This window comes from Actinomadura sp. K4S16, assembly GCF_008327685.1.
Taxonomy (GTDB): domain Bacteria; phylum Actinomycetota; class Actinomycetes; order Streptosporangiales; family Streptosporangiaceae; genus Spirillospora.
Genome location: NZ_BDDE01000011.1, coordinates 806930 through 829340 on the forward strand (window position 1 = coordinate 806930; position 22411 = coordinate 829340).

At 73.4% G+C, this 22411-nt stretch carries 12 protein-coding genes; 7 read left to right on the top strand and 5 right to left on the bottom strand.

The features are described from left to right. Nucleotides 1-65: 65 nt before the first annotated feature. Complete coding sequence (locus tag K4S16_RS10970; protein ID WP_149258720.1) at nucleotides 66-12113, bottom strand: non-ribosomal peptide synthetase; 12048 nt, start codon at nucleotides 12111-12113, stop codon at nucleotides 66-68. 86 nt (nucleotides 12114-12199) lie between these two features. On the opposite strand from K4S16_RS10970, the gene K4S16_RS10975 reads away from it, so the two are divergent. The 5 genes from K4S16_RS10975 to K4S16_RS10995 all read left to right on the top strand — a co-directional run bounded on the left by K4S16_RS10975 (nucleotide 12200) and on the right by K4S16_RS10995 (nucleotide 16385). Beyond that, nucleotides 12200-13501, top strand: coding sequence for a salicylate synthase (locus tag K4S16_RS10975; RefSeq protein WP_235036705.1), 1302 nt, complete (start codon nucleotides 12200-12202; stop codon nucleotides 13499-13501). 24 nt (nucleotides 13502-13525) lie between these two features. After that, on the top strand, nucleotides 13526-14308 hold the full coding sequence (locus K4S16_RS10980; RefSeq protein ID WP_149258721.1) for an Fpg/Nei family DNA glycosylase: 783 nt from the start codon (nucleotides 13526-13528) through the stop codon (nucleotides 14306-14308). A gap of 63 nt (nucleotides 14309-14371) precedes the next feature. Then, a complete protein-coding gene (locus K4S16_RS10985) occupies nucleotides 14372-14851 on the top strand; it encodes a macro domain-containing protein (RefSeq protein ID WP_149258722.1) in 480 nt (159 codons plus the stop codon). 105 nt (nucleotides 14852-14956) lie between these two features. Then, nucleotides 14957-15574: an exonuclease gene (locus K4S16_RS10990; RefSeq protein ID WP_149258723.1), complete on the top strand. Its 618-nt coding sequence runs from the start codon at nucleotides 14957-14959 to the stop codon at nucleotides 15572-15574. A 79-nt stretch (nucleotides 15575-15653) separates the two neighbouring features. Continuing rightward, the gene (locus K4S16_RS10995; RefSeq protein ID WP_200841799.1) at nucleotides 15654-16385 is read left to right on the top strand and encodes an isochorismatase family cysteine hydrolase; all 732 of its coding nucleotides are present in this window, start codon (nucleotides 15654-15656) and stop codon (nucleotides 16383-16385) included. Nucleotides 16386-16431: 46 nt separating this feature from the next. Here the strand turns inward: K4S16_RS10995 and K4S16_RS11000 are convergent, their stop codons facing one another. Together K4S16_RS11000 and K4S16_RS11005 are read right to left on the bottom strand one after the other, a co-directional pair. After that, nucleotides 16432-17211 (bottom strand): DUF6069 family protein, encoded by a 780-nt coding sequence (locus K4S16_RS11000; RefSeq protein ID WP_149258725.1) that lies wholly within the window; start codon nucleotides 17209-17211, stop codon nucleotides 16432-16434. A gap of 5 nt (nucleotides 17212-17216) precedes the next feature. After that, nucleotides 17217-18215 (bottom strand): RNA polymerase subunit sigma-70, encoded by a 999-nt coding sequence (locus K4S16_RS11005; RefSeq protein WP_149258726.1) that lies wholly within the window; start codon nucleotides 18213-18215, stop codon nucleotides 17217-17219. A 310-nt stretch (nucleotides 18216-18525) separates the two neighbouring features. Here K4S16_RS11005 and K4S16_RS11010 point away from each other — a divergent pair, with 310 nt between their 5' ends. Continuing rightward, the gene (locus K4S16_RS11010) at nucleotides 18526-19107 is read left to right on the top strand and encodes a DUF6939 family protein (protein ID WP_149258727.1); all 582 of its coding nucleotides are present in this window, start codon (nucleotides 18526-18528) and stop codon (nucleotides 19105-19107) included. Between the two features lie 390 nt (nucleotides 19108-19497). Beyond that, entirely contained in the window at nucleotides 19498-21159 is a 1662-nt protein-coding gene (locus K4S16_RS11015) for a TROVE domain-containing protein (RefSeq protein WP_160160879.1), read from the top strand. A 39-nt stretch (nucleotides 21160-21198) separates the two neighbouring features. Here the strand turns inward: K4S16_RS11015 and K4S16_RS11020 are convergent, their stop codons facing one another. Then, nucleotides 21199-21822, bottom strand: a complete 624-nt coding sequence (locus K4S16_RS11020; RefSeq protein ID WP_149258729.1) for a GyrI-like domain-containing protein — start codon at nucleotides 21820-21822, stop codon at nucleotides 21199-21201. Continuing rightward, nucleotides 21806-22399 carry a PadR family transcriptional regulator gene (locus tag K4S16_RS11025; protein ID WP_149258730.1) on the bottom strand — a complete coding sequence of 198 codons (594 nt, stop codon included), beginning with the start codon at nucleotides 22397-22399 and terminating at the stop codon, nucleotides 21806-21808. The genes K4S16_RS11020 and K4S16_RS11025 overlap by 17 nt, the downstream gene beginning before the upstream one ends. Nucleotides 22400-22411: the final 12 nt, after the last annotated feature.

Below are 22411 nucleotides of genomic sequence, written 5' to 3' on the forward strand. Positions count from 1 at the left end.
GACCTTCCATGTTCGAGGGGAGGCGGGAGGGCGTTGATCAAGAATTTTAGGTTAGCCTTACCTAACTAGACAATGCCCGGGCCGGTATGAGCCGCCTCACTTCCGGCGGGTCCGAGCCGGGCGAGCAGCCCCGCCGCGGTCGGGGCGGCCATCAGGTCCGCGATCCTCAGGTCCGCGCAGCCGGGCTCGCGCCTGATGCGCCGCACCAGCTTCATCGCGAGCAGCGAGTGCCCGCCGAGGTCGAAGAAGTCGTCGTCCGGGGCGACCTCGGGAACGCCGAGTTCTTCGGCGAAGATCCGGCACAGGACCGCCTCCCGTCCGTCGTCCCGGCGCGCCGCCTCCGGGGCCGCCTCGGCGGTCACGGTGCGGGCGGTCAGGACGGCCGGCAGCGATCCGACCCTGACGCCGGGATCGTCGGCGACGGCCCCGAGCAGCGCGATCAGGCCGTCCGCCAGCGCGGCCGCCGTGGCGCGGTCGAACAGGTCGGCGGAGTGGTCGAGGACCAGCCGGAGCCCGTCCGGTCCCTCCCGGAAGATGAAGTCGAGGTCGAACTTCGCCGCGCCCGGCCCGAACAGCGCCTCCCGCTGCTCCAGTCCCGGGAACCGCACGTCGCCGGCGCCCTGGTTCTCGTACCCGACCATCACCTGGAACAGGGGGTTGCGGCCGGGCACGCGGCGCGGGCGCAGCGCCTCCACGACCGCCTCGAACGGCAGGTCCTGGTGGGCGAGGCCGGCGAGGCCGGCCTCCCGGACGCGGGCGAGCAGCTCCGCGAACGTCGGGTCGCCGGACACGTCGGCGCGCAGGACGAGCGTGTTCACGAAGAAGCCGACGAGGTCCCGCGCGGCCTCCTCCGTGCGCCCGGCGACGGGGCTGCCGAGGGGGATGTCGTCTCCCGCGCCCATGCGGTGCAGCAGCGCGGCGACGGCGGCCTGGCAGACCATGAACACGCTGGCGTTCGCCTCCCGCGCGACGCGCCTGAGCCGGCCGGTGAGGCCGGGCGGCAGGTCGGCGGTGAGGGTACCGCCGCGCTGCCCGGCCGTGGCGGGGCGCGCCCGGTCCACCGGCAGCGGGATCTCCTCGGGCAGGTCCGCGAGGGTCCGCGCCCAGTGGTCCAGCTGCCGGGCGTGGACGCTGCCGGGGTCGGCCGGGTCGCCGAGGAGCTCGCGCTGCCAGAGGGCGTGGTCGGCGTACTGGACGGGCGGCGGGGCCCAGGCGGGCTCCTTGCCGTCCAGCCGGGCCGCGTAGGCCTCGGCCACGTCGCGCGCGAACGGCCCGAACGACCATTCGTCGAACGCGATGTGGTGGAAGACGGCGAGCAGCAGATGCTCCCGCTCGCCCTCCGGGAACACCGCCACCCGTAGGGGGGTCTGTTCGGCGAGGTCGAACGGCCTGGCGATGACGTCCTCGGGCGCACAGGTCGCCACCTCCAGGACGGGTTTCGCCTCGTCGGGGGCGAGGATCCGCTGGTAAGGCACGCCGTCGTGTTCGGCGAAGACCGTCCGGAGGCTCTCGTGCCGGGCGGTGACGTCCCCGATCGCCGCCTCCAGGGCCGCGAGGTCGAGGCCGCCCCGCAGCCGGACCGCGAGGGGCAGGTGGTAGGCGTCGCGGGGCCCGTCGTCCTCGCGGAGCAGCTGGTCGAGCATCCACAGCCGCCGCTGGGCGGACGACAGCGGCACCCGCTCGGGCCGCTCCCGCGGTTCCAGGACGGGCCGGGCCCGCGACTCGGCGCCGCGGTGCAGGCGCCCGGCCAGTTCCGCCACGGTCGGCGCCTCGAACAGGTCGCGGATGGCCAGTTCGGCGCCGAGCACCGCCCGCGCCCTGCCGACGAGCCTCGTCGCGAGCAGCGAGTGGCCGCCGAGGTCGAAGAAGTCGTCGTCGATCCCGGCGCCGGGCGCGTCCAGGACCTCGGCGAACAGCGTGCACAGCAGGCGCTCGACGGGGGTGCGCGGGGCCCGTCCCGCGCGGCGCGGGGCGTCCTGCCCGGGGTCGGGGAGGGCGCGCCGGTCGAGCTTGCCGTTCACCGTGAGCGGCAGCGCGTCCAGCGTCATGATCGCGCTCGGGACCATGTGTCCGGGCAGGCGCGCCCGGAGGCTCTCGCGGACCCGCGCGGCCAGCACGCCGTGGTCGCGCGCGGCGACCGGGTCGTTCGCGTACGAGGCGGGCGCGCGGCCGGGCTCGGCCGGCGGGCACGCCGCTCCCCCGCCGAACACGGCGTCGTAGCGGCCGGGCTCGTCGGACGGCGTGAGGACGGCGTCCGGGAACAGTCCGTGCAGCGTCTCGGGCTCGATCCCTTCGGGCGCCGAGGTCAGCGCCGCGCGCGCCTCGTCCGCGGAGGCCCCCTCCCGCAGCGCCCGCAGCGCCGCGGCCTCGCCCGACGACCTCGGGTCGGGGATCCCTCTCACCCGCAGCGGCCCGGCGGGCCTGTCCCGGAGGTCGTCGAGGGTGGTCCAGTCGACGGCCGGCGTCGGCGGGGCGGGGGCCGCGTCCTTGCGCAGGACGACGTCGTAGCGGTGGCGGGTCAGTTCGTTGTGGTGGGTGCCGCGCTTGATGAGGACGTCCACGCGGGCCGGGACGTCGAGCGCTGCGAAGAACGCGGGGTCGAGGAGGAGCTCCTTCTCCAGGCGGACGGCGCGTTCGATCGAGTCCAGGTCGCCTCCGCCGCGCCTGAGTTGAACTGCGGCATGCAGGCAGCGGACCGTGCGCAGGTCGCGGACGTCTCCGACGAACAGCGCGCCGCCCGGGGCGAGCAGGCGCATCGCCTTGGCGACGACGTCCTCCAGGTAGGCGCCGCCGGGGAAGTACTGGACCACCGAGTTGATCACGATGGTGTCGAAGTACCCCTCAGGCAGGCCGTCGGTGTCGTGGGCGGGCCGGCAGCTGAGGCGGACGGGCGAGCCCGGGCCCGCATCCTGCCAGTCACGGGACGCCGGCCCTCGGGTGCCTCCGCCGAGGTCGGCGTGGAGCTTGGCGATGACCGGCTCGGAGAAGTCGGTGCCCCAGTACTCCTCGCTCCGGGGGGCCAGCCGGGTGAGGAGAAGGCCCGCGCCGACGCCGATCTCCAGGACGCGGCGGGGACCGAGCGCGCGGACGCGCTCGACGGTGGTCTCCCGCCACTCGCGCATGTCGTCCAGCGGGATGGGCGCGCCGTCGTAGCTGCTGTCCCACCCCGCGAACTCCTCGGCGTGGACGACCGTGCCGACCTCGGTGTACTCGGTGTCGTAGATCTGCCGCCACTCGGCGAGCTGCTCTTCGGCGGCGCCTTCGCGGGAGCCGTCGGGGACGATGTAGCCGATGAGGCGCTTCACGCCGGGGACACCGGTCTCGGCCGCGACGACGGCGGCCTGCCCGACGCCGGGCTCGGCGGCGAGCGCGGTCTCGATCTCTCCCGGTTCGACCCGGTAGCCGCGGATCTTCACCTGGTCGTCGGTGCGGCCGAGGAAGTCGATGTCGCCGCCGTCGCGCACGCGCACGAGGTCGCCCGTCCGGTACATGCGGGATCCGGGCGGGCCGAACGGGTCGGCGACGAAGCGCTCGGCGGTCAGGTCGGCGCGGCCGAGGTAGCCGCGCGCCAGTCCGGCGCCCGCGATGTACAGCTCGCCGGGGGCGCCTGGCGGGACGTGCCGCAGCCAGGCGTCCAGGACGTACCCGCGGGTGTTCCAGATCGGCTTGCCGACGGTCGGTGTGGCGCTGTCCTCGGTGCCGCCGCCGAGGGTGTTGATCGTGTACTCGGTCGGGCCGTAGAGGTTGTAGCCGAGGACGCCCTCGGCGCGCGCGAGGCGCTCCCACACCGCCGCCGGGACGGCCTCGCCGCCGAGGAGGACGAGGGGCGGCCGGTGCCCGCCGTCCAGGAGGCCCTCCTCCAGGAGCTGCTGGGCGTAGGTCGGCGTCACGTTGATGACGTCGATCTCGTGCTGCCGCAGGTAGGCGGTGAGGGCCTGGGCGTCGCGGCGGAGGTCCTCGTCGCAGACGTGGACCTCGTGGCCTTCGATGAGCCAGAGAAGCTCCTCCCAGGACATGTCGAAGGAGAAGGAGACGGTGTGGGCGATGCGGAGGCGGCGCCCCGCCGACGCGACCACCGGGTCGAAGATGTTGGCGCGGTGGTTGAACTGCATGTTGGTGAGGCCGCGGTAGGGCGTCACCACGCCCTTGGGCCGCCCGGTGGAGCCCGAGGTGTAGATGACGTAGGCGGGGTGGTCGAGCCTGCCGGGCGTGCCGGGCGCGAACCCGGGGACTTCGTCTGGCGCCAGGTCGTGGCCGGGCTGCGCGGCTAGGGCCTGCGCGGTCGCGGGGTCGTCCAGCGCGAGGGTGGCGCCGGAGCGGGTGAGGCCCGCGGCGATGTCGCGGTGCGAGACCAGGCAGACCGGTGCCGCGTCCTGGAGCATGTAGTCGAGCCGGTCGGCCGGGTAGTCGAACTCCAGCGGCAGGTAGGCGGCACCCGTGCGCAGGACGGCGAACAGGGCGACGACCATCTGCGCCGAGCGCGGCATGGCCAGCGCGACGACCTTCTCAGGACCCGCGCCGTGGGCGAGCAGGAGCCTGGCGAGCCGGTTCACCTCGGCGTTCAGCTCGCCGTAGGTGAGGCGGACGTCCGGAAGGGAGACGAGCGCGGGGTCGCCGGGCCGCTCGGCCGCGCGCTGGGCGAGCAGTTCCGCGACCGTCAGCTCGGGGACGGGATGGCGCGCGTCGTCCCAGTCGCGCCGGAGCCGGTCGTGCTCCTGCGGGACGAGCAGGTCGAGTCGGCTGCACGGGGATCCGGGCGCCTCGGCGAGCCGCCGCAACACCTGGACGTAGCGGTCGGTGACGCGCTCGGCCTCGGCCTCGGTGAACGCGTCGCCCCGGTACATGACGCGCAGCCCGGCGTCCGGCTCCACGACCATGGTGATCGGGTAGTGGGTGGCGTCGCGGACCTCGCGTCCGAGGACCCGCAGGCCGCCGTCCGGGCCGAAGGCGCGGTCGGTCGGCATGCCCGGGAAGTTCTGGAAGACGAACAGCGTGTCGAAGAGGGTGCCGAGCCCGGTGGCGCGCTGGACGTCGGCGAGCGCGACGAAGGAGTGGTCGAACAGGTCGGACTGCGCCGCCTGGACCCGGTCGAGGACCGTGGCGAGGGCGTCCGCCGGGCCCGCCTGCACGCGGACGGGGACGGTGTTGAACAGCAGGCCGACCATCGACTCGACGCCGTCCACGTCGGGGTGGCGTCCGGACACCGAGGCGCCGAACACGACGTCGTCGCGTCCGGTGAGGCCCATCAGGACGAGGCCCCAGGCGGCCTGGAAGACGGTGCCGGTGGTGACGCCCCTGTCCCGGGCGACCTCGTCCAGCCTTTCGGCGAGCCCGGCGGGCAGCTCGCGGCGCACCTCGCCGGCGCCCGCGAGGTCGGCGGGCGCGCCGACCAGGCCCGGCCGGACGAGGGCGGGCTCGTCGAAGCCGTCGAGCGCGCGGTGCCAGGCGCCGGTCGCGGCGTCCCTGTCGCGGCCGTTCACCCAGTCGAGGAACGCGCGGAAGGGCGCGACAGGCCGGCGGGCCTCGGCGGCGGCGTCGGTGTAGGCGTCGAGCAGCGAGGTGACGAGCAGGCCGCCGGACCAGCCGTCCAGCAGGATCAGCTCGGAGGTGAGGACCAGCCGGTGGTCGTCCTCGGCGAGGCGGGCGAGGGCGAACCGGATCAGCGGCGGCGCGGCGGGGTCGAACGGCTCGGCGCGCTGCGCGTCGACGAACGCCTCCAGGTCCCGCGGGGGCACGTCGGCGTGCGTCCACGGGGTCTCGAAGTCGTCCGGGACGAACTGGACCGCGCGGTCGCCGTCCGTCCGGAACCCGGCGCGGAGGTTGGGGAACTTCTCCAGCGTGGCGCGCGCCGCCCGCGCCATCCGCTCGGGGTCGACCGGGCCGGACAGCGCCACCACGGCCTGCTGCACGTAGATGTCGCGGCCCTCGCCCGCCAGCATCAGGTGGTAGAGCAGGCCTTCCTGGAGCGGCGAGAGCGGAAGCTCGCCCGCCGGGCCCGCCGCCTGGGCCGTCTTCTTCCCTTCGGAGGGCGCGGCGGCCCGGGCGAGGGCTTCCACGGTCCGCAGCCGGAAGACGTCCCGCACGGTGAACGACAGGTCGGCGCGGCGTGCTCGGGCGACGAGGAGCGCCGCGCTGATGCTGTCGCCTCCGGTGCGGAAGAAGTCGTCGTCGGCGCTCACGGCGTCGCGGCCGAGGACGCTCGCCGCGAGCCGGGCGAGGACGCGTTCGGGCTCGGTGGCGGGGGCGCGTCCGCCGGGCGGGCGGCCGGGCTCGGGGAGGGCTCGCCGGTCGACCTTGCCGTTCGGGTTGAGGGGGAGCTCGTCCAGGACCACCAGTTCGGCGGGGACGAGGTAGTCGGGCAGCAGGGCGCGCAGCGGGGCGTCGAGCGCCTCTGCCTCGACATCGCCCGTGACGTAGCCGATCAGGCGGGATCCGTGCGCGGTGACGGCGGCCCGCCGCACGCCCGGCAGCGCGGCGAGCGCGGCCTCCACCTCCCCCGGCTCGATCCGGAAGCCGCGGATCGTGATCTGGTCGTCGGCGCGGCCGAGGAAGTCCAGTCCGCCGTCCGGGCGGCGCCGGACGCGGTCCCCGGTGCGGTAGAGGCGGGAGCCGGGCGGGCCGAAGGGGTCGGCGACGAAGCGCTCGGCGGTGCGGGCGGGGTCGCCGAGGTAGCCGCGCGCCAGCCCGTCGCCCGCGAGGTACAGCTCACCGACGGGGACCTCGCGGAGCGCGGCGTCGAGGACGTGGGCGCGGGTGTTGTCGATGGGACGCAGCCCGCCCGCCTCGGCGACGAGGCTGTCCCCGGCGGCCTCCGAGCACCCGTACAGGTCGACCAGCCGCGCCGGCACCTGGTCCGCGAGCGCGGTGGGCAGTGCCTCGCCGCTGCTGATCCACGTGGTCACCGAGGTCGGCAGGCCGTTGTCGACGAGCGCGGCCAGCAGGCTCGGGACGAGCGTGACGAGGCCGATGCCGTGGCGGTCGATGAAGCCGGCGAGCGCGACGGCGTCGGCGGCGGTCTCCTCGTCGGCGATGACGACGGTGTCGCCCGCGGCAAGGCCGCCGAGCAGTTCGGTCGTGCCGTCGATGAAGGCGGGCGAGCTCTTGGCGGCGCGGATGCCGGGCGCGGCGAGGCCCGCGCCCCAGGCGAGCCGGTTGGCGAGGGCGCGCTGGGTTCCGGCGACGGCCTTCGGCCTTCCTGTCGAGCCGGAGGTGAACACGACGTAGGAGGTGTGGCCGGGGTGGACGTCCGGACGTGCGCGGCGGGGGGCGTCCGCCGGCGGCTCGTCGCGGCCGAGGACCAGCAGCGGCCGGACGGCGTCGAGCATCGCCGCGACGCGGGCGGGCGGGTACGCCAGGTCGATCGGCAGGTAGGCGGCGCCCGTCTTGAGCACGGCGTAGAGCGCGACGGCGAACTCGTCCGAGCGGGGCAGCGCGAGCGCGACGACCTGCTCGGGGCGGGCCCCGGCGGCGGCGAGCCGGTCGGCGAGCGCTTCGGCGCGGCGGTCGAGTTCGGCGTAGGTGAGGGCGGCGTCGCCGAACACCACGGCGGTCTTGTGCGGGGTCCGCGCCACCTGCGCCTCGATAAGGCCTGCGGCCGTCAGGGCCGGGAGGGCGCGCGCGTTGTCCGGGTGCTCGACGGGCGCGCCGAGCGAGGACAGCCTGCGGCCGGGATCGGCGGCGACCCGGTCGAGCAGCGCGCCCAGGTCGTCCATGAGCCGCTCGACGGTCGAGGCGTCGAACAGGTCGGCCGCGAACGCGGCGAACCCCTCGACCTCGACCTCGCCCTCCGCGAAGTACAGGTCGAGGTCGAACTTCACACCGCCGGTCTCCGGTAGGAACGGCTCCGCGCGCACGCCGGGCAGCGCGAGCCGGACGTCGTCCAGCCGCCGGTGGACGATCATGACCTGGAACAGCGGGCTGCGGGCGAGGGAGCGTTCGGGGGCGAGCCGGTCCACGACCCGCTCGAACGGGACGCCGGCGTGGGAGAACGCGGCGAGGTCGGCGGACCGGACCCGGTGGAGCAGCTCGGCGAACGTCGGGTCGCCGGACAGGTCGGTGCGCAGCACCAGCGGGTTGACGAAGACCCCGACGAGGCCGGCGAGGTCCTCGTCCGCGCGTCCCGCGATCGGGGAGCCGAGGGCGATGTCGTCGCCGGCGCCGGACCGCTGGAGCAGCGCGGCGACGGCGGCGTGCAGCACCATGAACACGCTTGCGCCGGCCTCGCGGGCCAGGCGCCGCGCCCCCGCCGCCGGGAGCCGGAACGGCACCAGCCCGCCGCGCCGGCTCGCCTCGGCCGGGCGCGGCCGGTCGAGCGGCAGGACCGTCTCCTCGGGCAGCCCGGCGAGCGCCTCCGCCCAGAAGTCGAGCTGCGGCGCCGTGGCGGGGGCGGCTTCGCGCTGCCAGGCCGCGTAGTCGGAGTACTGGACGGGCAGGGGCTCCCAGCCGGGGCCCCGTCCGTCCCGGCGCGCCTCGTAGGCGCGGGCGAGGTCGGCCAGCAGCGGGGTGAACGACCACTCGTCGGCGGCGGCGTGGTGCAGGAGCAGGATCAGCGACCATTCGGCGTCGCCCGTCCTCACGAGGGTGCCGCGGACGGGGAGGTCGCGTCCGATGTCGAAGACGTGGGCGGTGGCGGCCTTCTCGATGGCCGCGCGCCCTTCCGGCGTCTCGCCCCGCGCGTCGAGCACGGCGAGGCGCACGGGGACGTCCGGGTCGAGGACGCGTTGCACGGGCAGGCCGTCCGGCCCCTCCACGAGGAGGGTGCGCAGCGCTTCGTGGCGGGCGACGACATCGGCGAACGCCTGGTCGAGGGCGTCCTCGTCGACCGCGCCGTGCAGGCGGATGCCGAGCGGCAGCGAGTAGGACGCGGACGGGCCGCGGAGCCGCTCCTCCAGCCAGAGGCCGCGCTGCGCCGCCGAGGCGGGGACGACCTCGGGGCGCGCCACGTCGCGGACGCGGACGGCGCCGGTCGCGACCAGGCGGGGCGCGAGCGCGGCGACGGTCGGCGCCTCGAACACGTCCGCGATGGTCGGCTCCGCGCCGAGCACGGCCTGGGCCCTGGCCGCGAGGCGCGCCGCCAGCAGCGAGTGCCCGCCGAGGGCGAAGAAGTCGTCGTCGATGCCGACCCCCTCGACGCCGAGCAGCTCGGCGAAGATCGCGCAGAGGGCGGCCTCGCGGGCGTCGCGCGGCGCCCGTCCCGACACCTCGGCCTCGGGGGCGGGCAGCGCGGCGCGGTCGAGCTTGCCGTTGACCGTCCGGGGCAGTCCGTCCAGCGCGATGAGGGCGGAGGGCACCATGTACTCGGGCAGCGCCCTGGCGAGCGCTTCGCGCAATCCGGTCTCGTCCAGCCCCTCGGCGGGGACGTAGTAGCCGACCAGCCGGGGGTCGCCGGGGCGGTCCTCCCGGACGGCGACCGCGGCCTGCGCGACGCCGGGCTGCGCGGCGAGCACGGCCTGCGCCTCGGCGGGCTCGATCCGGAAGCCGCGGATCTTCACCTGGTCGTCGGTGCGGCCGAGGTACTCCACGGACCCGTCGCGGGCGCGGCGCGCGAGGTCGCCCGTCCGGTACATGCGGGATCCGGGCGGTCCGAACGGGTCGGCCACGAAGCGCTCGGCGGTGAGGTCGGGGCGTCCGGCGTAGCCGCGGGCGAGCTGCGCGCCCGCCAGATAGAGCTCGCCTGGGACGCCCGGCGGGACCGGGCGCAGGCGGGCGTCCAGGATGTGGGCGCGGGTGTTCCAGAAGGGGGTGCCGATGCCTTCCGCGGGCAGGTCCGCGGAGGTCGCCCAGATCGTCGCCTCGGTCGGCCCGTACATGTTGGTGGCGAGCGACGCGGACCCGGCCAGCGAGGCGGCGAGCGCGGGCGGCAGCGCCTCGCCGCCGACCAGGACCCGGAGGCCCGTGAACGCGGCCGGGTCGAGCGTGCCGAGCAGCGACGGGGTTCCCTGGACGACCGTCGCGCCCGCCAGGAGCCTCGCGAGCGCGGCCGGGTCGCGGACGGTGTCGCGGGCCGCCAGGACGACCGTCGCCCCGCTGGTCAGGGGAACGAGCAGCTCAAGGGCGGCGATGTCGAACGCGATGGTCGTGACCGCGACCAGCCGGTCACCGGTGCCGAGGTTCAGCCGGTCGCGGGTGGTGAGCAGGAAGTTCGCGAGCGCGCGGTGCGGGATCGCCACGCCCTTGGGGCGGCCGGTGGAGCCGGAGGTGTAGATGACGTACGCGAGGTCGTCCGGGCGCCGGATCGGCGTGCGCGTGTTTCCGGCGTTGCGCCGAGAGCCGTCGAGGACGAGGAGGTCCGTCCCGTCCGGGAGGAGCGGCGCGGTCTCGCCGGTGACGATCGCGCAGAGCGGCCCGGCGTCGTCCAGCATGGAGGCGAGCCGGCCGGCGGGGTGGTCGAGGTCGAGCGGCAGGTAGGCGGCGCCCGCCTTCAGGACGCCGAGCAGGGCTGCGACGAGATCGGGCGTGCGCGGCAATGCGAGCGCGACGACGGTCTCCGGCCCGGCGCCTCGGGCGCGCAACTCCGCGGCGAGCGCGGACGCCCGTTCCTCCAGGTCGGCGTAGGTGAGTGCGGTTCCGCCCGCCTCGACCGCCGTGGCACCGGGTGTCCGTGCCGCCTGCTCCTCGAACAGCGCGACGGCGTCGGTCGCGGGCAGGGCGCGGTCGGTGGCGTTGGCCTCAGCGATCAGGGCGCGCTCCCCCGCGCTCATGACCTCCAGCGCGCCGATCGGCCGGTCGGGGTCGGCCAGCGCGTCGCGGAGGAGCGTCTCCAGGTGGGCGAGCAGCGCGTCGATGCGCTCGTCCTCGAACAACTCGCGCCGGAACGTCGCCTCGACCGTCATTCCCTGCGGCCGGACGAAAGCCTCCAGCGACAGGTCGACGTGCGTGGTGCCGTTGTGGACGTGCGTCCAGCTCGACGTGATGCCGGGCAGGTCCAGCTCGCCGATCTCCTGGGCGAGGAAGAGGAGCATCGTGTCGAAGAAGGCCGAGCGCCCCCGTCCGCGCGCGGGCCGCAGTTCCCGGACGAGCCGGTCGTACGGCAGCGCCTGGTGCGCGAACGCCTCGGTGACCGTGCGGCCGACCCGGCGCAGCGCCTCCCGGAACGTCGGCGCCCCGGACAGGTCGGCGCGCAGCACGAGCGTGTTGCCGAAGTTTCCGACGAGCCGCTCCACCTCGGCGTGCTCGCGGTTCATCGCCGACGACCCGACCGCCACGTCCTCGGCGCCGGTGTAGCGGTGCAGCAGGACCGCGTAGCCGGCGGTCATCACCATGTACGGGGTGAGGTTCTCCTCGGCGGCGAGCTTCCGCATCCCCTCGGTCACGGCGTCGTCGAAGCGGCGCGCCCGCCGTCCCCCGCGCTCGGACACGACCGCGCCGCGCGGCCGGTCGGCGGGCAGGTCGAGCGGAGCGGGCGGCGGATCGAGGTGCTCGCGCCAGTACGCGAGGTCGTCCTCGGCGGGGGGCCGCCGCTGCTCCCAGTCGGCGTAGTCGGCGTACTGGACGTCCAGCGAGGGCAGCCCGTCGGGCCCACCGGTGACGGAGGCGCGGTAGAGCGCGGAGAGGTCGCGTGAGAGAGAACCCCAGGTCATGCCGTCCCAGGCGATGTGATGCACGACGAGGACCAGCGCGTGCTCGTCCTCGCCGAGCCTGAGCAGCTCCAGCCGGATCGGCCGTCCGGCCCGCAGGTCGAACGGGACCGCGGCCAGCCGCGCCGCCCGCTCCTCGGCGTCCGCACAGGCGACGGGCGGCAGGTCGAGCGAGTCGTCCTCGGTGACGATCTGCACGGCACCCTCGCCGGGCGCGTCCGCGTAGACGGTGCGGAGGACGGCGTGCCGCCGGATCAGCCCCCGCAGCGCCTCGCGGAGAGCCGTTGCGTCGAGCGGCCCGGACATGCGGATGAGCAGGCAGACGTTGTAGGCGGGACTGTCCGGGAAGGCGCGGTGGTGCAGCCACATGCTCTGCTGCGCGTGGGACAGGGGAGCCGGTCCGTCCGCTCCGCGAGGGGCGAGCCGGGCGGTGTCCGCGCCCAGGCCGGCCTCGGCCATCATCCGCCGCATCAGTTCGCGTCGCCGCGCCGTCGTCTGCTCCTGCACGCTCAACTCTTCCGTCGTCGGCTCCGCCATAGCGAATTAGGTTAGCCTTGCCTAAGAAAATCATGCAAGGTTAGCCTTACCTAAGTTTGACCTTCCGGCCGCGAAAGGGAGCCGCCTTGTCCACTGCTCTGCCGAACCCCGCCGAGCCGGTCGTCGAGCACTCCTCGGCACCGCTCGCCCTCATGGCCCGTCTGGCCGGATCGGGCCTGTTCAGCGACTACGTCGTGTACGAGCGGCCAGGCTCATGGACGTTCGCGGGGGGCATGCTCGCCGAGGTCGTCCTCGACGCCGACGCCGTCCACGCCCACTGGCCGGGCCGGGCCCTCACCAGCCGACCCTGGACGGGCCGTCCCGCCGACGCGCTCCGCGAGACCTTCGCCGACGCTCCGCTGCCCGCGTGGAACGCCTACGGCTGGATCGCGTTCGAGTCCGCTGCCCCTCGCCCCACCGGCCGGCTCGCGCACCTGATCGTCCCCCGCACCGAGGTGCGGGCCGAGCACGGCCGCGTCACCGTCACCGGCGTCGACCGGACCGACATCGAGCAGGTGACCAAGCTCCTGGCCAAGCCGGACGGCCACCCCGTCGGCGAGCCCTCCCCCGTCGACGTCCGCGTCGGCGGCGACCCCTACCGCGCGCGCGTCGCCGAGGCCGTGGCCGACATCCACGCGGGCCGCTACCAGAAGGTCATCGTGTCGCGCCGCCTGGACGTCCCCCACCCGGTCGACGTCGTCTCGACCTACGTCCGGGGCCGCGAGGCCAACACCCCGGCCCGCTCGTTCCTGCTCGACCTGGGCGGCTTCCAGGCCACCGGGTTCAGCCCCGAGGTGCTCGCGAGCGTCGACCCGGCGGGGCACGTCATGACCCAGCCCCTCGCCGGCACCCGCGCCTTCGGCCTCGGCGCCGACACCGACGCGCGCACCCGCCGCGACCTGGAGACCGACCCCAAGGAGATCTACGAGCACGCCGTGTCCGTCCGCACCTCCCAAGAGGAGCTGTATCGGGTGTGCGAACGGGAGAGCGTCCGTGTCACGGGCTTCATGACGGTGAAGGAGCGCGGGACCGTCCAGCACCTGGGCTCCAGTGTCAGCGGCACCCTCTCCCCCGGCCGCACCGCATGGGACGCCCTGGACGCCCTCTTCCCCGGCGTCACCGCGTCCGGCATCCCGAAGCCGGAGGCGATCGAGGCCGTCACCCGCCTGGAGGAGCGCCGCGGCCTGTACTCGGGCGCCGTCGTCACCGTCTCCCATGACGGCGCGCTGGACTCCGCCCTCGTCCTGCGCGCCCTCTACGCCGAGAACGGCCGCGCGTGGCTGCGCGCGGGCGCCGGGATCGTCAGCGCCTCGCCCCCCGACCGCGAGTACGAGGAGACCTGCGAGAAGCTCTCCAGCATCGCGCCCCACGTCGTCGCGCAGACCTGAGCCGGCGGCGGGTAGGGACCCGCCATGCCGGAACTTCCAGACGTCGAAGGCTTCCGCCGGGTGCTCGCCGAGCACACCGGCAAGCGGATCGCCTCGGTATCGGTGCTCGACTCCGGAGTCCTGCGCGGAGTCACCGCCCGGCGCCTGGACACGGCGCTGCGCGGCCACCGCTTCGAGGAACCGCACCGCCACGGCAAGTGGCTGCTGGCCCCGGCTCATGGCCCGGTGCTGCTGCTCCACTTCGGCATGACGGGCTCGCTCACGTGGCACCACCCGGACGAGCCCCGCCACCGCCACGACCGCGTCATCTGGAGGCTCCCCGACGGCGAACTGCGCTTCCGCGACATGCGCAAACTGCAGGGCGTCCACCTGGCCGCCAGCACCAGAGAGGCGGACGAGACCCTTGAGAACCTGGGCCCCGACGCCCTGGACTTCTCCCGCAACGCCTTGGCGGCCGCCCTCTCCCACCACCGCGGCCGTCTCAAGACGACCCTCACCGACCAATCGGTCATCGCCGGCCTCGGCAACCTCCTGGCCGACGAGATCTGCTGGCGGGCCCGCATCAACCCCCTGAGCCCCGCCCGCGCCCTGACCACCCCCGAGGTCGCCGCTCTCCACCGAGCAATGCGCCGAGTCCTCCGCGACTCCATCAAGGCGGAACGCGTCCCACCCCGACCAACCTGGCTGACCGGCGCCCGAGACGCCAAGCCCCCCGTCTGCCCACGCTGCGGCACCCCCTTGGAAGCCCGCCGCCTATCCGGCCGCAGAACAACCTGGTGCCCCACCTGCCAACCCATCGAGCCCTGACGAGCCGGCCGCCCAGGCGGCTTGACCAGCCGGTTCGTCGGAATGCCGGATATCGTGGCGATCATGGCGCAGATCCGCTACCTCCAGGGCGACGCGACCTCCCCGCAGGCCAAGGGCCCCAAGATCATCGCGCACATCTGCAACAACCGGGGCGGATGGGGCAAGGGCTTCGTCCTGGCGATATCCAGACGCTGGCCGGAGCCCGAAGCGGCCTACCGGCGCTGGCACCGCGACCGCGCCACCAACGACTTCGAACTGGGCGCGATCCAGCTCGTCCAGGTCCGACCCGACATCTGGGTCGCCAACATGATCGGCCAACACGGCATCAAGACCGGCCGAAGCTCCGGCCCGCCGATCCGCTACCAGGCAGTGGAGCAATGCCTCCACCGGCTGGCCGCACGGGCCATCGACCTCGAAGCGACCGTCCACATGCCCCGCATCGGCTGCGGCCTGGCCGGCGGACGATGGGACCGCATCGAACCCCTCGTCATCAACCAGCTCACCGAACCCGGCATCTCCGTCACCGTCTACGACATGCCATAGGCCCGCTTGTCGGGCTTGGGCAGCCCGGCTCTCCATCCCGCCTAGGGAGTGGATCGCTGCTCGACATGGTAAGAAGTCTGTTCTGGAACGGGACGGGGAACGCCAATGAGCAGGTGTGAGGTTTATTTTTCGGTTGATGTGGAGGCCGATGGGCCGATTCCGGGGCCGTATTCCATGTTGAGCTTCGGCATGAGCGCATGTGGAAGCTTCGACGGGGACGAGTTCAGGCCGGTGGATCCGGCCGAGACCACGTTCTACGCGGAGCTGAAACCGATCAGCGACGCCTACGTCCCGGAGGCATTGGCGGTCAGTGGCCTGGATCGCGACCGCCTCGCCGTCGAGGGGCGCGATCCGGGCGAGGCCATGAACGCGGCCGCTGACTGGGTGACCGCGGTGGCGGCATCGGCGGGTGGGTCGCCGGTATTGGTGGCGTATCCGCTCGGCTTCGACTGGATGTTCCTGTACTGGTACTGGACGCGGTTCGCTGAGGCCGGATCCCCTTTCGGACACTCCCGGCACATCGATCTCAAGACCGCTTACGCCACCAAGGCCCGCAGTCCGATCATTCGCTCGACCAAACGCCAGATGCCCGGCGAGCTGCTGTCGGACCGCCCTCACACGCATAATGCGCTGGACGACGCGATCGAGCAGGCCGAGCTTTTTCACAATCTGGTCCGCTGGGCCGGGCATCCGCGTCGGCAAGGCAAGGAGCTTGCGGAGTGATGGGAACCTGACCCCCTCAGGGAGAATGCGGACGCGCGCTGAGGCCGGCGAAGGACCCGCCCGTCTCCATGGCGCGGGCGTGCTGGAGATCGAGGAGGCCGTGCTGTCGGAGGTCGGGGTGCGGCAGCACGAGTGGCGGATCGAGGCCCGGGAGTACGCCCGGCATGAGCGCCGCCGTGGCCGTCGCTTCGCGTTCACGCGGCTCGTTCCGGCTCGGACGGCGTTGGTGGTGATCGACATGGTGCCGTTCTTCGTCTCCGACAACCCCTACTGCCGGGGGATCGTGCCCAACATCGGCCGCCTCGCCGATGCCCTCCGGGCGGCGGGCGGCACGGTCGCCTGGGTCCTGCCCGCGGTGGGCGAACGCACGGCGGTGGCCGACGAGTTCTTCGGGCCGGAAACGGCCGAGAAGTACCGTACTTCCGGCGGCGTGGGTCCGATGACCGAGCGCCTGTGGCGTGACTTCGCGGTCCATGCCGACGATCTGCTGGTGGAGAAGTCCGCGGCCAGCGCCTTCTTTCCGGGACGCTGCCCCCTTCCCGACCTGCTGGAGCAGCGCGCGATCGACACCGTGCTCATCACCGGCACCGTCACCAACGTGTGCTGCGAGTCCTCCGCACGCGACGCGAGCACCCTCGGACTCCGGGTCATCATGGTCGCCGACGCGAACGCGGCGCACCGCGACCAGGACCACAACGCCACCCTGCACACCGTCTACCGCTCCTTCGGCGACGTCCGCCCGACGTCCGAGGTGCTCACCATGATCGGATCAGTGCCCGCCGACGGCGCGAACCGGCGGCGGGGCCCGTAGTCCGCAGACCGTTGGTGTTCTGGGCCCGCAGTCGGACGGTGTCATGTCATGGCCGAGCGCGAACGTCGCGCGGCCGCTCGGGTGCCCCTGCTGAGCGGAGGCTCCGCGCCAGGGTGGGGATCATCACCGTCGCAGCGACGAGGTGCAGCCCCAGGAGTGCGGTGATGGTGGCCGTGTCCGCCCCGGAGAGGAAGGGCGGGACCAACGAGATCGCGGTCAGCGACACCGCCGTCCACACGAATCGCTCGGCGGGGCGGGCGCTCCAGCGAAGAAGAGCGGCGGCGATGACGATGCCCACGACCGAGAAGAAGCCGGTCACCACGGCGAACCCGGGCAACGGGATCGACTCGCCGTCGGCGGGGAGCTCGAAGTCGACGCCGGCGGCCTGGGCAAGCGCGGCGGCGAGGGTGGTGGCCACCATCGCCGCGAGCGTGGCGATGAGGCCGGTGACGGCGAGCCTGCGGAGTCCGCGGGTGTGGCCCGTCCGACCCGGTGCCGGGTCTGCGACGGCCCCTGTGTCATTCATGGTGTTCATGTCATTCTCCGTCATTCGGTGGCTGGTGTAGGGGTGGGTCGACTGGCATGCGACGGTCCCGGCCTGGGGGGTGACGATGCGTACCCTCGCCGTGCGGCGGCCGGGGTTCCGCAGGGCGCGGACGCCGGTGCCGCGGAGCCAGAACCCGGCGTCGCGTCCGAGCACCGGTCCGGGCTCACCGCCGCGCAGTTCCAGCTGCACCCGCCCTTGGGTGACGATGCCGAACGCGTCGCGCCAGTCCGCTGCGACCACCGCGACACGTGCGCCGCCGCGCAGCGTGAGCGTCCGCACCGGGACTACTCCGTGCCGTCCGCCGGCAGGCGCTCGGGCAGGCCGAGCCGCGCGAACCGGTCACCGTGGAACGTGACGAGCTCGCTGATCGCCCCGCCGGTGATGCGCAGCACGTCGAGCGTCAGCGGCAGGTACGCGCCCTCCCGCTCCTGCCAGAGGTAGAAGGCGACGGCGGGCTGCCGGTTCACGGAGGTCTGGACGGCGCGCAGGCCCTCCAGGCGCTCGAAGCCGTCCTCGATCCAGTCGTTCACCACCTTGTCGCGGCCGACGAGCAGGCCCGGCGTGGGCGGCATGGAGAAGCGCACGTCGTCCCGAAGCAACGCGGCGAGCCCGTCGACGTCCGTGGCCACGCTGGCGTCGGTGAAGCGGCGCACCAGCTCGCGCGTCCCGGCGTCCCCCTCCCCGCCGGTCCAGTCCTGCCGCTCGGCGGGCAGGTGCTCCCGCATCCCGGCGCGGGCCCGCTGCAGCGCGCTGTTGACGGAGTTGACGGAGTCCCCGAGGAGCTCCGCGACGTCCTTGGCCGGCCAGCCGAGCACGTCCCTCAGGATCAGCACGGCCCGCGGGCGGGGCGCCAGGTGCTGGACGGCGACCAGGTACGCCAGCTCGATCGTCTCCCGCGCGACGGCGACGGCCTCCGGCTCGTCCGCGTCGCCCGCGGGCAGCTCGTCGAGCAGCCGGTCCGGATAGGGCTGCAGCCACGGCACCTCGCCGCCCGTCGCCGGCTCCGGGCGGCGCTTGGCGAGCAGGTCCAGGCAGGCGTTGGTGGCGATCCGGTACAGCCAGGCCCGGAACGTCGACCGCCCCTGGAAGGTCTCCCGCCGCCGCCAGGCGCGCAGGAACGTCTCCTGCACGGTGTCCTCGGCGTCCTCGAACGATCCGAGCATCCGGTAGCAGTGGACGTGCAACTCCCGCCGGTGCCGCTCCGCCAGCCCCGAGAACGCCGGCTCGTCGACCTCGCCCAGCCCGCTCACGCTCACCTCCGCCGGCCGCGTGTCCGCACTCATCACGTCATCCTTCCCTCTCGTCGTGTTCCGTCATAGGTGTGACGGGTGCGGCCGCGAGAACTCATCACCGGGGTCTGCCGGTGCGGATCGAGTCGGCGGCAGCGGGGCCGCCACTGGCGGCGGTGGGTGCGGATAGGGGGTAGCTCAATCGGGAGAGCACTTAGACCCGGTGGGCGCAACCACATCCGCCCTCCCCCACACGAGCCGGCCGCTCCCCACAACAACGCGGCGGGCCGGGTGGGCTCGGTCCTGTTTGTCAGTGGCATCGGGGATGCTGGCGGCTCATGTCAGCGAGACAGGGAGCCTCCAGTTGTCGATCCGTGTTGCCGGCCGTCGCCGTGGGATGGTGTCGCTGAGGGCGGAGTTTCCAGGCGCGGAGTTCATCGATGTGACCTCCAAGGCGCCGGAGCCGTGGGTGCGGTTGAGTCCGTTCTACCCGCACGGCGGCATCCCGGTCCCCTACTGCGACGGCGTGACCAGTCAGTCCGTGGAAGGGATCTGGCAGGCTCTCAAGGTCTTCGACGGGTCCGATGTCGACCCCGCGAAGCTCGAGATCACCACGATGAAGGGGTTGAAGCGGACGGTGCGTCGACACGGCCCTGTCAAAGGCCACCGCACCGGCCTGCACGGCGACCCACTTCTGTCCTATGAGTCAGCCAGGCGCCGGATCTACCTGCCGGCTTACCGGTGGGTTCTCGAACACCGCGTCGCCGATCTGGTGGAGCGGCTCCGCGAGAAGAAGGATGTCGTGCTCCTCGACTACACCACCAACGGCGACGTCACCGATCCCGCCAGCCCTCTTTCCCACGCCGCGCTCATCCAACTGCACATAGAGGGGCGCTGGCCGCGAGAAGGCGACGCGGATGCCGCCGGCGCATCAGCGACGGGATGAGCGGGCCCGCCGATATTCGAATGCGAACGGATCCGGGGCGGGCTACCTTTTGATCAGCGCGTCGGGCCCGGTGCCCGCACGGGTCGAAGGCCATCGGTTATCTCTTTCCAACAGATGCAATCCGGTGGTCGTTTCCACATCCGTGCCGGCACCCGGCCCTACGGGTCGGGCTGTACGCATATGGGAGGGCGGGTCGAAGTCCGCCGGTTATCGTAATCCAAGGGTCGCAGGTTCGAATCCTGCCCAGCCGACGAAGTCGGCTGGTGGCGCAGTCAGGCAGCGCATTGGGCAAAAACCCGGCGGGCGCAACCACATCCGCCCTCCCCTATGCAGGCCGACCGCTCCCCCACATCCGCCCCACCGGCGGGTCGAAACTCCTGGAGGCCCCTAATGGCCCGTGACCCTCTCGCTTCGGTGTCCACCGTCGACACGCCGCAGAGCCGGCCGATTCCCGGCCGCGAGACCGAGCAGGTCCGCAACAACGCCGGCGGCTACGGGTTCGCCAAGGACCTGTGGACCCGGCTGGAGGACTTCCTCATTCTCGGCACCACCGGCGGCACCTACTACGTCGGTGAGGACAGGCTCACCGCCGACAACGCGCAGGTCGTGTTCGACGCGATCGCCGCGGACGGTGTCCGGGTCGTCGACCTCGCGACGGAGATCTCTACTGCGCGTCCGCCTCGGGCTCCGAAGAACCGTCCCGCGCTGTTCGTCCTGGCCGCCGCGGCGGCGCGCGGGGACGCCGACACCCGGCAGGCCGTGAAGGCGTCGCTGGCGCAGGTCGCGCGGACGACGGACCACTTCGCGACGTTCTTCGGGTACTGGAAGAACCTCGGCGGCAAGGCCACCGCCGGCGGGACCGCGCCGGTGACCGGACGCGCGATGCGGACCGCGCTCGCGTCGTGGTTCCTCAACGGCGACGTCGACCAGGTCGCGTGGCGGGTGTGCAAGGCGCGGCAGCGCAAGACCCCGTCCGGGGAGGCGTTCGCGCTTCGGGACGCGCTCCGCATCGCGCACCCCAAGGCCGACTCCCCGGCGCGGCGCGCCCTGTTCGGGTGGATCGCCGGGAACGTCTCCGACGAGGACGTACGGACGCAGGTGCCCTCGGTGGACGCGTTCCTCACGGCGCAGGCCGTCACCGGCCCGGTCGAGGCGATCGACGTCGTGCAGGACCGGGGCGTGCCGTGGGAGTTCCTCCCCGACGCGGTTCTCACCGACCCTGGCGTGTGGGACGAGCTCGTCGACACGATCGGGATGACGGCGCTGATCCGGAACCTGTCCCGGATGACGCGGATCGGGACGCTGACCCCGATGGGTGACGCGACCCGCCGAGCCGCGGCCCGGCTCACGGACGCCGGCGCGCTTGCGAAGGCCCGGATCCACCCCATGGACCTGTTCCTCGCTCTGCGCGTGTACGGGGCCGGTCACGCGCAGCCGAACCCGCGCGCCGACGTCCAGCGCTGGTCGCCGGTGCCCGCGATCGCCGACGCGCTCGACGAGGCGTACGAGCTGGCGTTCGGGCACATGGAGCCGTCCGGCCGCCGGCTGCTGATCGCGGTCGACTCGTCCGGGTCGATGTCGTGGAGCGGCGTGCGCCACGGCGGGACGCCGCTGGGATCCTGCTACGAGGTCGGCAACGCCATGGCGGTCATCCTCCACCGCATCGAGGGCGGCGACTGCCACGTCATCGACGTCGACACCGCCGTGCACGCCTCCAGGGTGACCGCGCGCACCAACCTGCGCGAGATCGGCTCCTGGCGGCCCAGCGGCGGCGGCACCGACCTGTCACTGCCGTTCCAGTGGGCGCAGCAGCAGCGCCTCGACGTCGACGGGGTCGTGGTCTTCACCGACAACGAGACGTGGGCGGGCCGGCAGCACCCGTCGCAGGCGCTCGCCGCCTACCGCCGGGCCGTGAACGGCGACGTGCGGGTCGTGCTCGCGGCGATGGCCGCGAACGGGCACACCACCGGCGACCCCCGCGACGAGGGCGTGCTGAACATGGCGGGCCTGGACGCGTCGCTGCCGATGGTCGTGAACGGCTACTTCCGTTGAGGTTCCGGGGCAGATGACCATCTGCCCCGGAATCCCGCGTCAGTCCGCCGTCTGAACGGGCTGCCGGAGGACGGTCTTGAACTTGGCGGGCTCGGTCCGGCGGTGGTCGCCGAGGTAGACCTCGTGATGGTGCCCGGACATCCGCAGGTTGTGGGCGGCGAGGTACTCGTGATGGAGCCTGGCGAGTGAAGGGCCCTCATCGTCGTAGGGTCCGACGTGCAGGAGTTGGGCGCAGGTGCCCTCCTTCAGGCTTTCGCGGCGGACCTCGGCGATCGCCGGCAGGCCCTTCTTCGCCAGCGCGGCCCGCTTGGCCTCCTCGATGAAGTCGTCGCTGATCCAGTCGGGCTGGCTGATGAGCATGCGCCATTGCCAGGCGTCCTTCTCGCGGGTGATGAACACCTCCGGATCGTCGGACCACCACAGCCCTTCGAGCGGCCCGACGACGAAGTCCCGGCCGAGGTCGGCCTTGCTGGCGAACTTGATCGTGTAGGCGACGGCGTAGAGCGCCTCGACGGCGCGGGCGTAGCCGGCGCTGGTGTTGGGGTCGCCGCTTCCGTCGGCGGCGATGAACCGCTGCGCGGGGACGTCGACCAGCGCCCAGTCGGTGTTCTTCGGCGCGTAGCACTGCCTGAGTTCTCGTTTGATGTCATAGCGAGTCGTCATGGCCGTCTGCCTTTCTGGCTGGGGGCTCGGTGGTGGATCGGTCGTCGGCTCCGGCCGCCCGGTAGTCGGCCAGCCACCGCTGTTCGGCGGCCAGCTGGCCCAGCGAGTAGTCGAAGATGGCGCGGACGAAACCAGGCATGCCGGGTTGTGCGTCGCGGGCCGCCCTGATGGCGGCCGTCCGCTCCGCCAGGGCGGCGGCGCGCCGGTCGAGCGCGGCCCGCAGGCGCTCGGGCGGAACGACCGGCTGGTTGGCCAGCCCGACCAGGAGGGGCGGGAACACCGGCCGGAGTTCGGCCACCGCGGCCTCGGCCGCCCTCGCGCACGCCTCGCGGCCCGCGGATGTGGGCTCGTACACGCGGCGCGCCTTCCCCCGGACGGGACGCGGCGCGTCGACCTCTGTGATCAGCCCGCGGTCGCGGAGCCGGGTCAGCAGGTAGTAGATCGAACTGAAGCCGATCTCGGTCCACTCGCGCATGCCCCGGGCGGTGATGACCTCGTCCAGCTCGTAGCCGTGCCTCGGCTTCTCCACGAGCAGGCCGAGCAAGGTCAACTCAGCTGGCGTCAGGTCTGCGGCCACCTGCTTACTCTA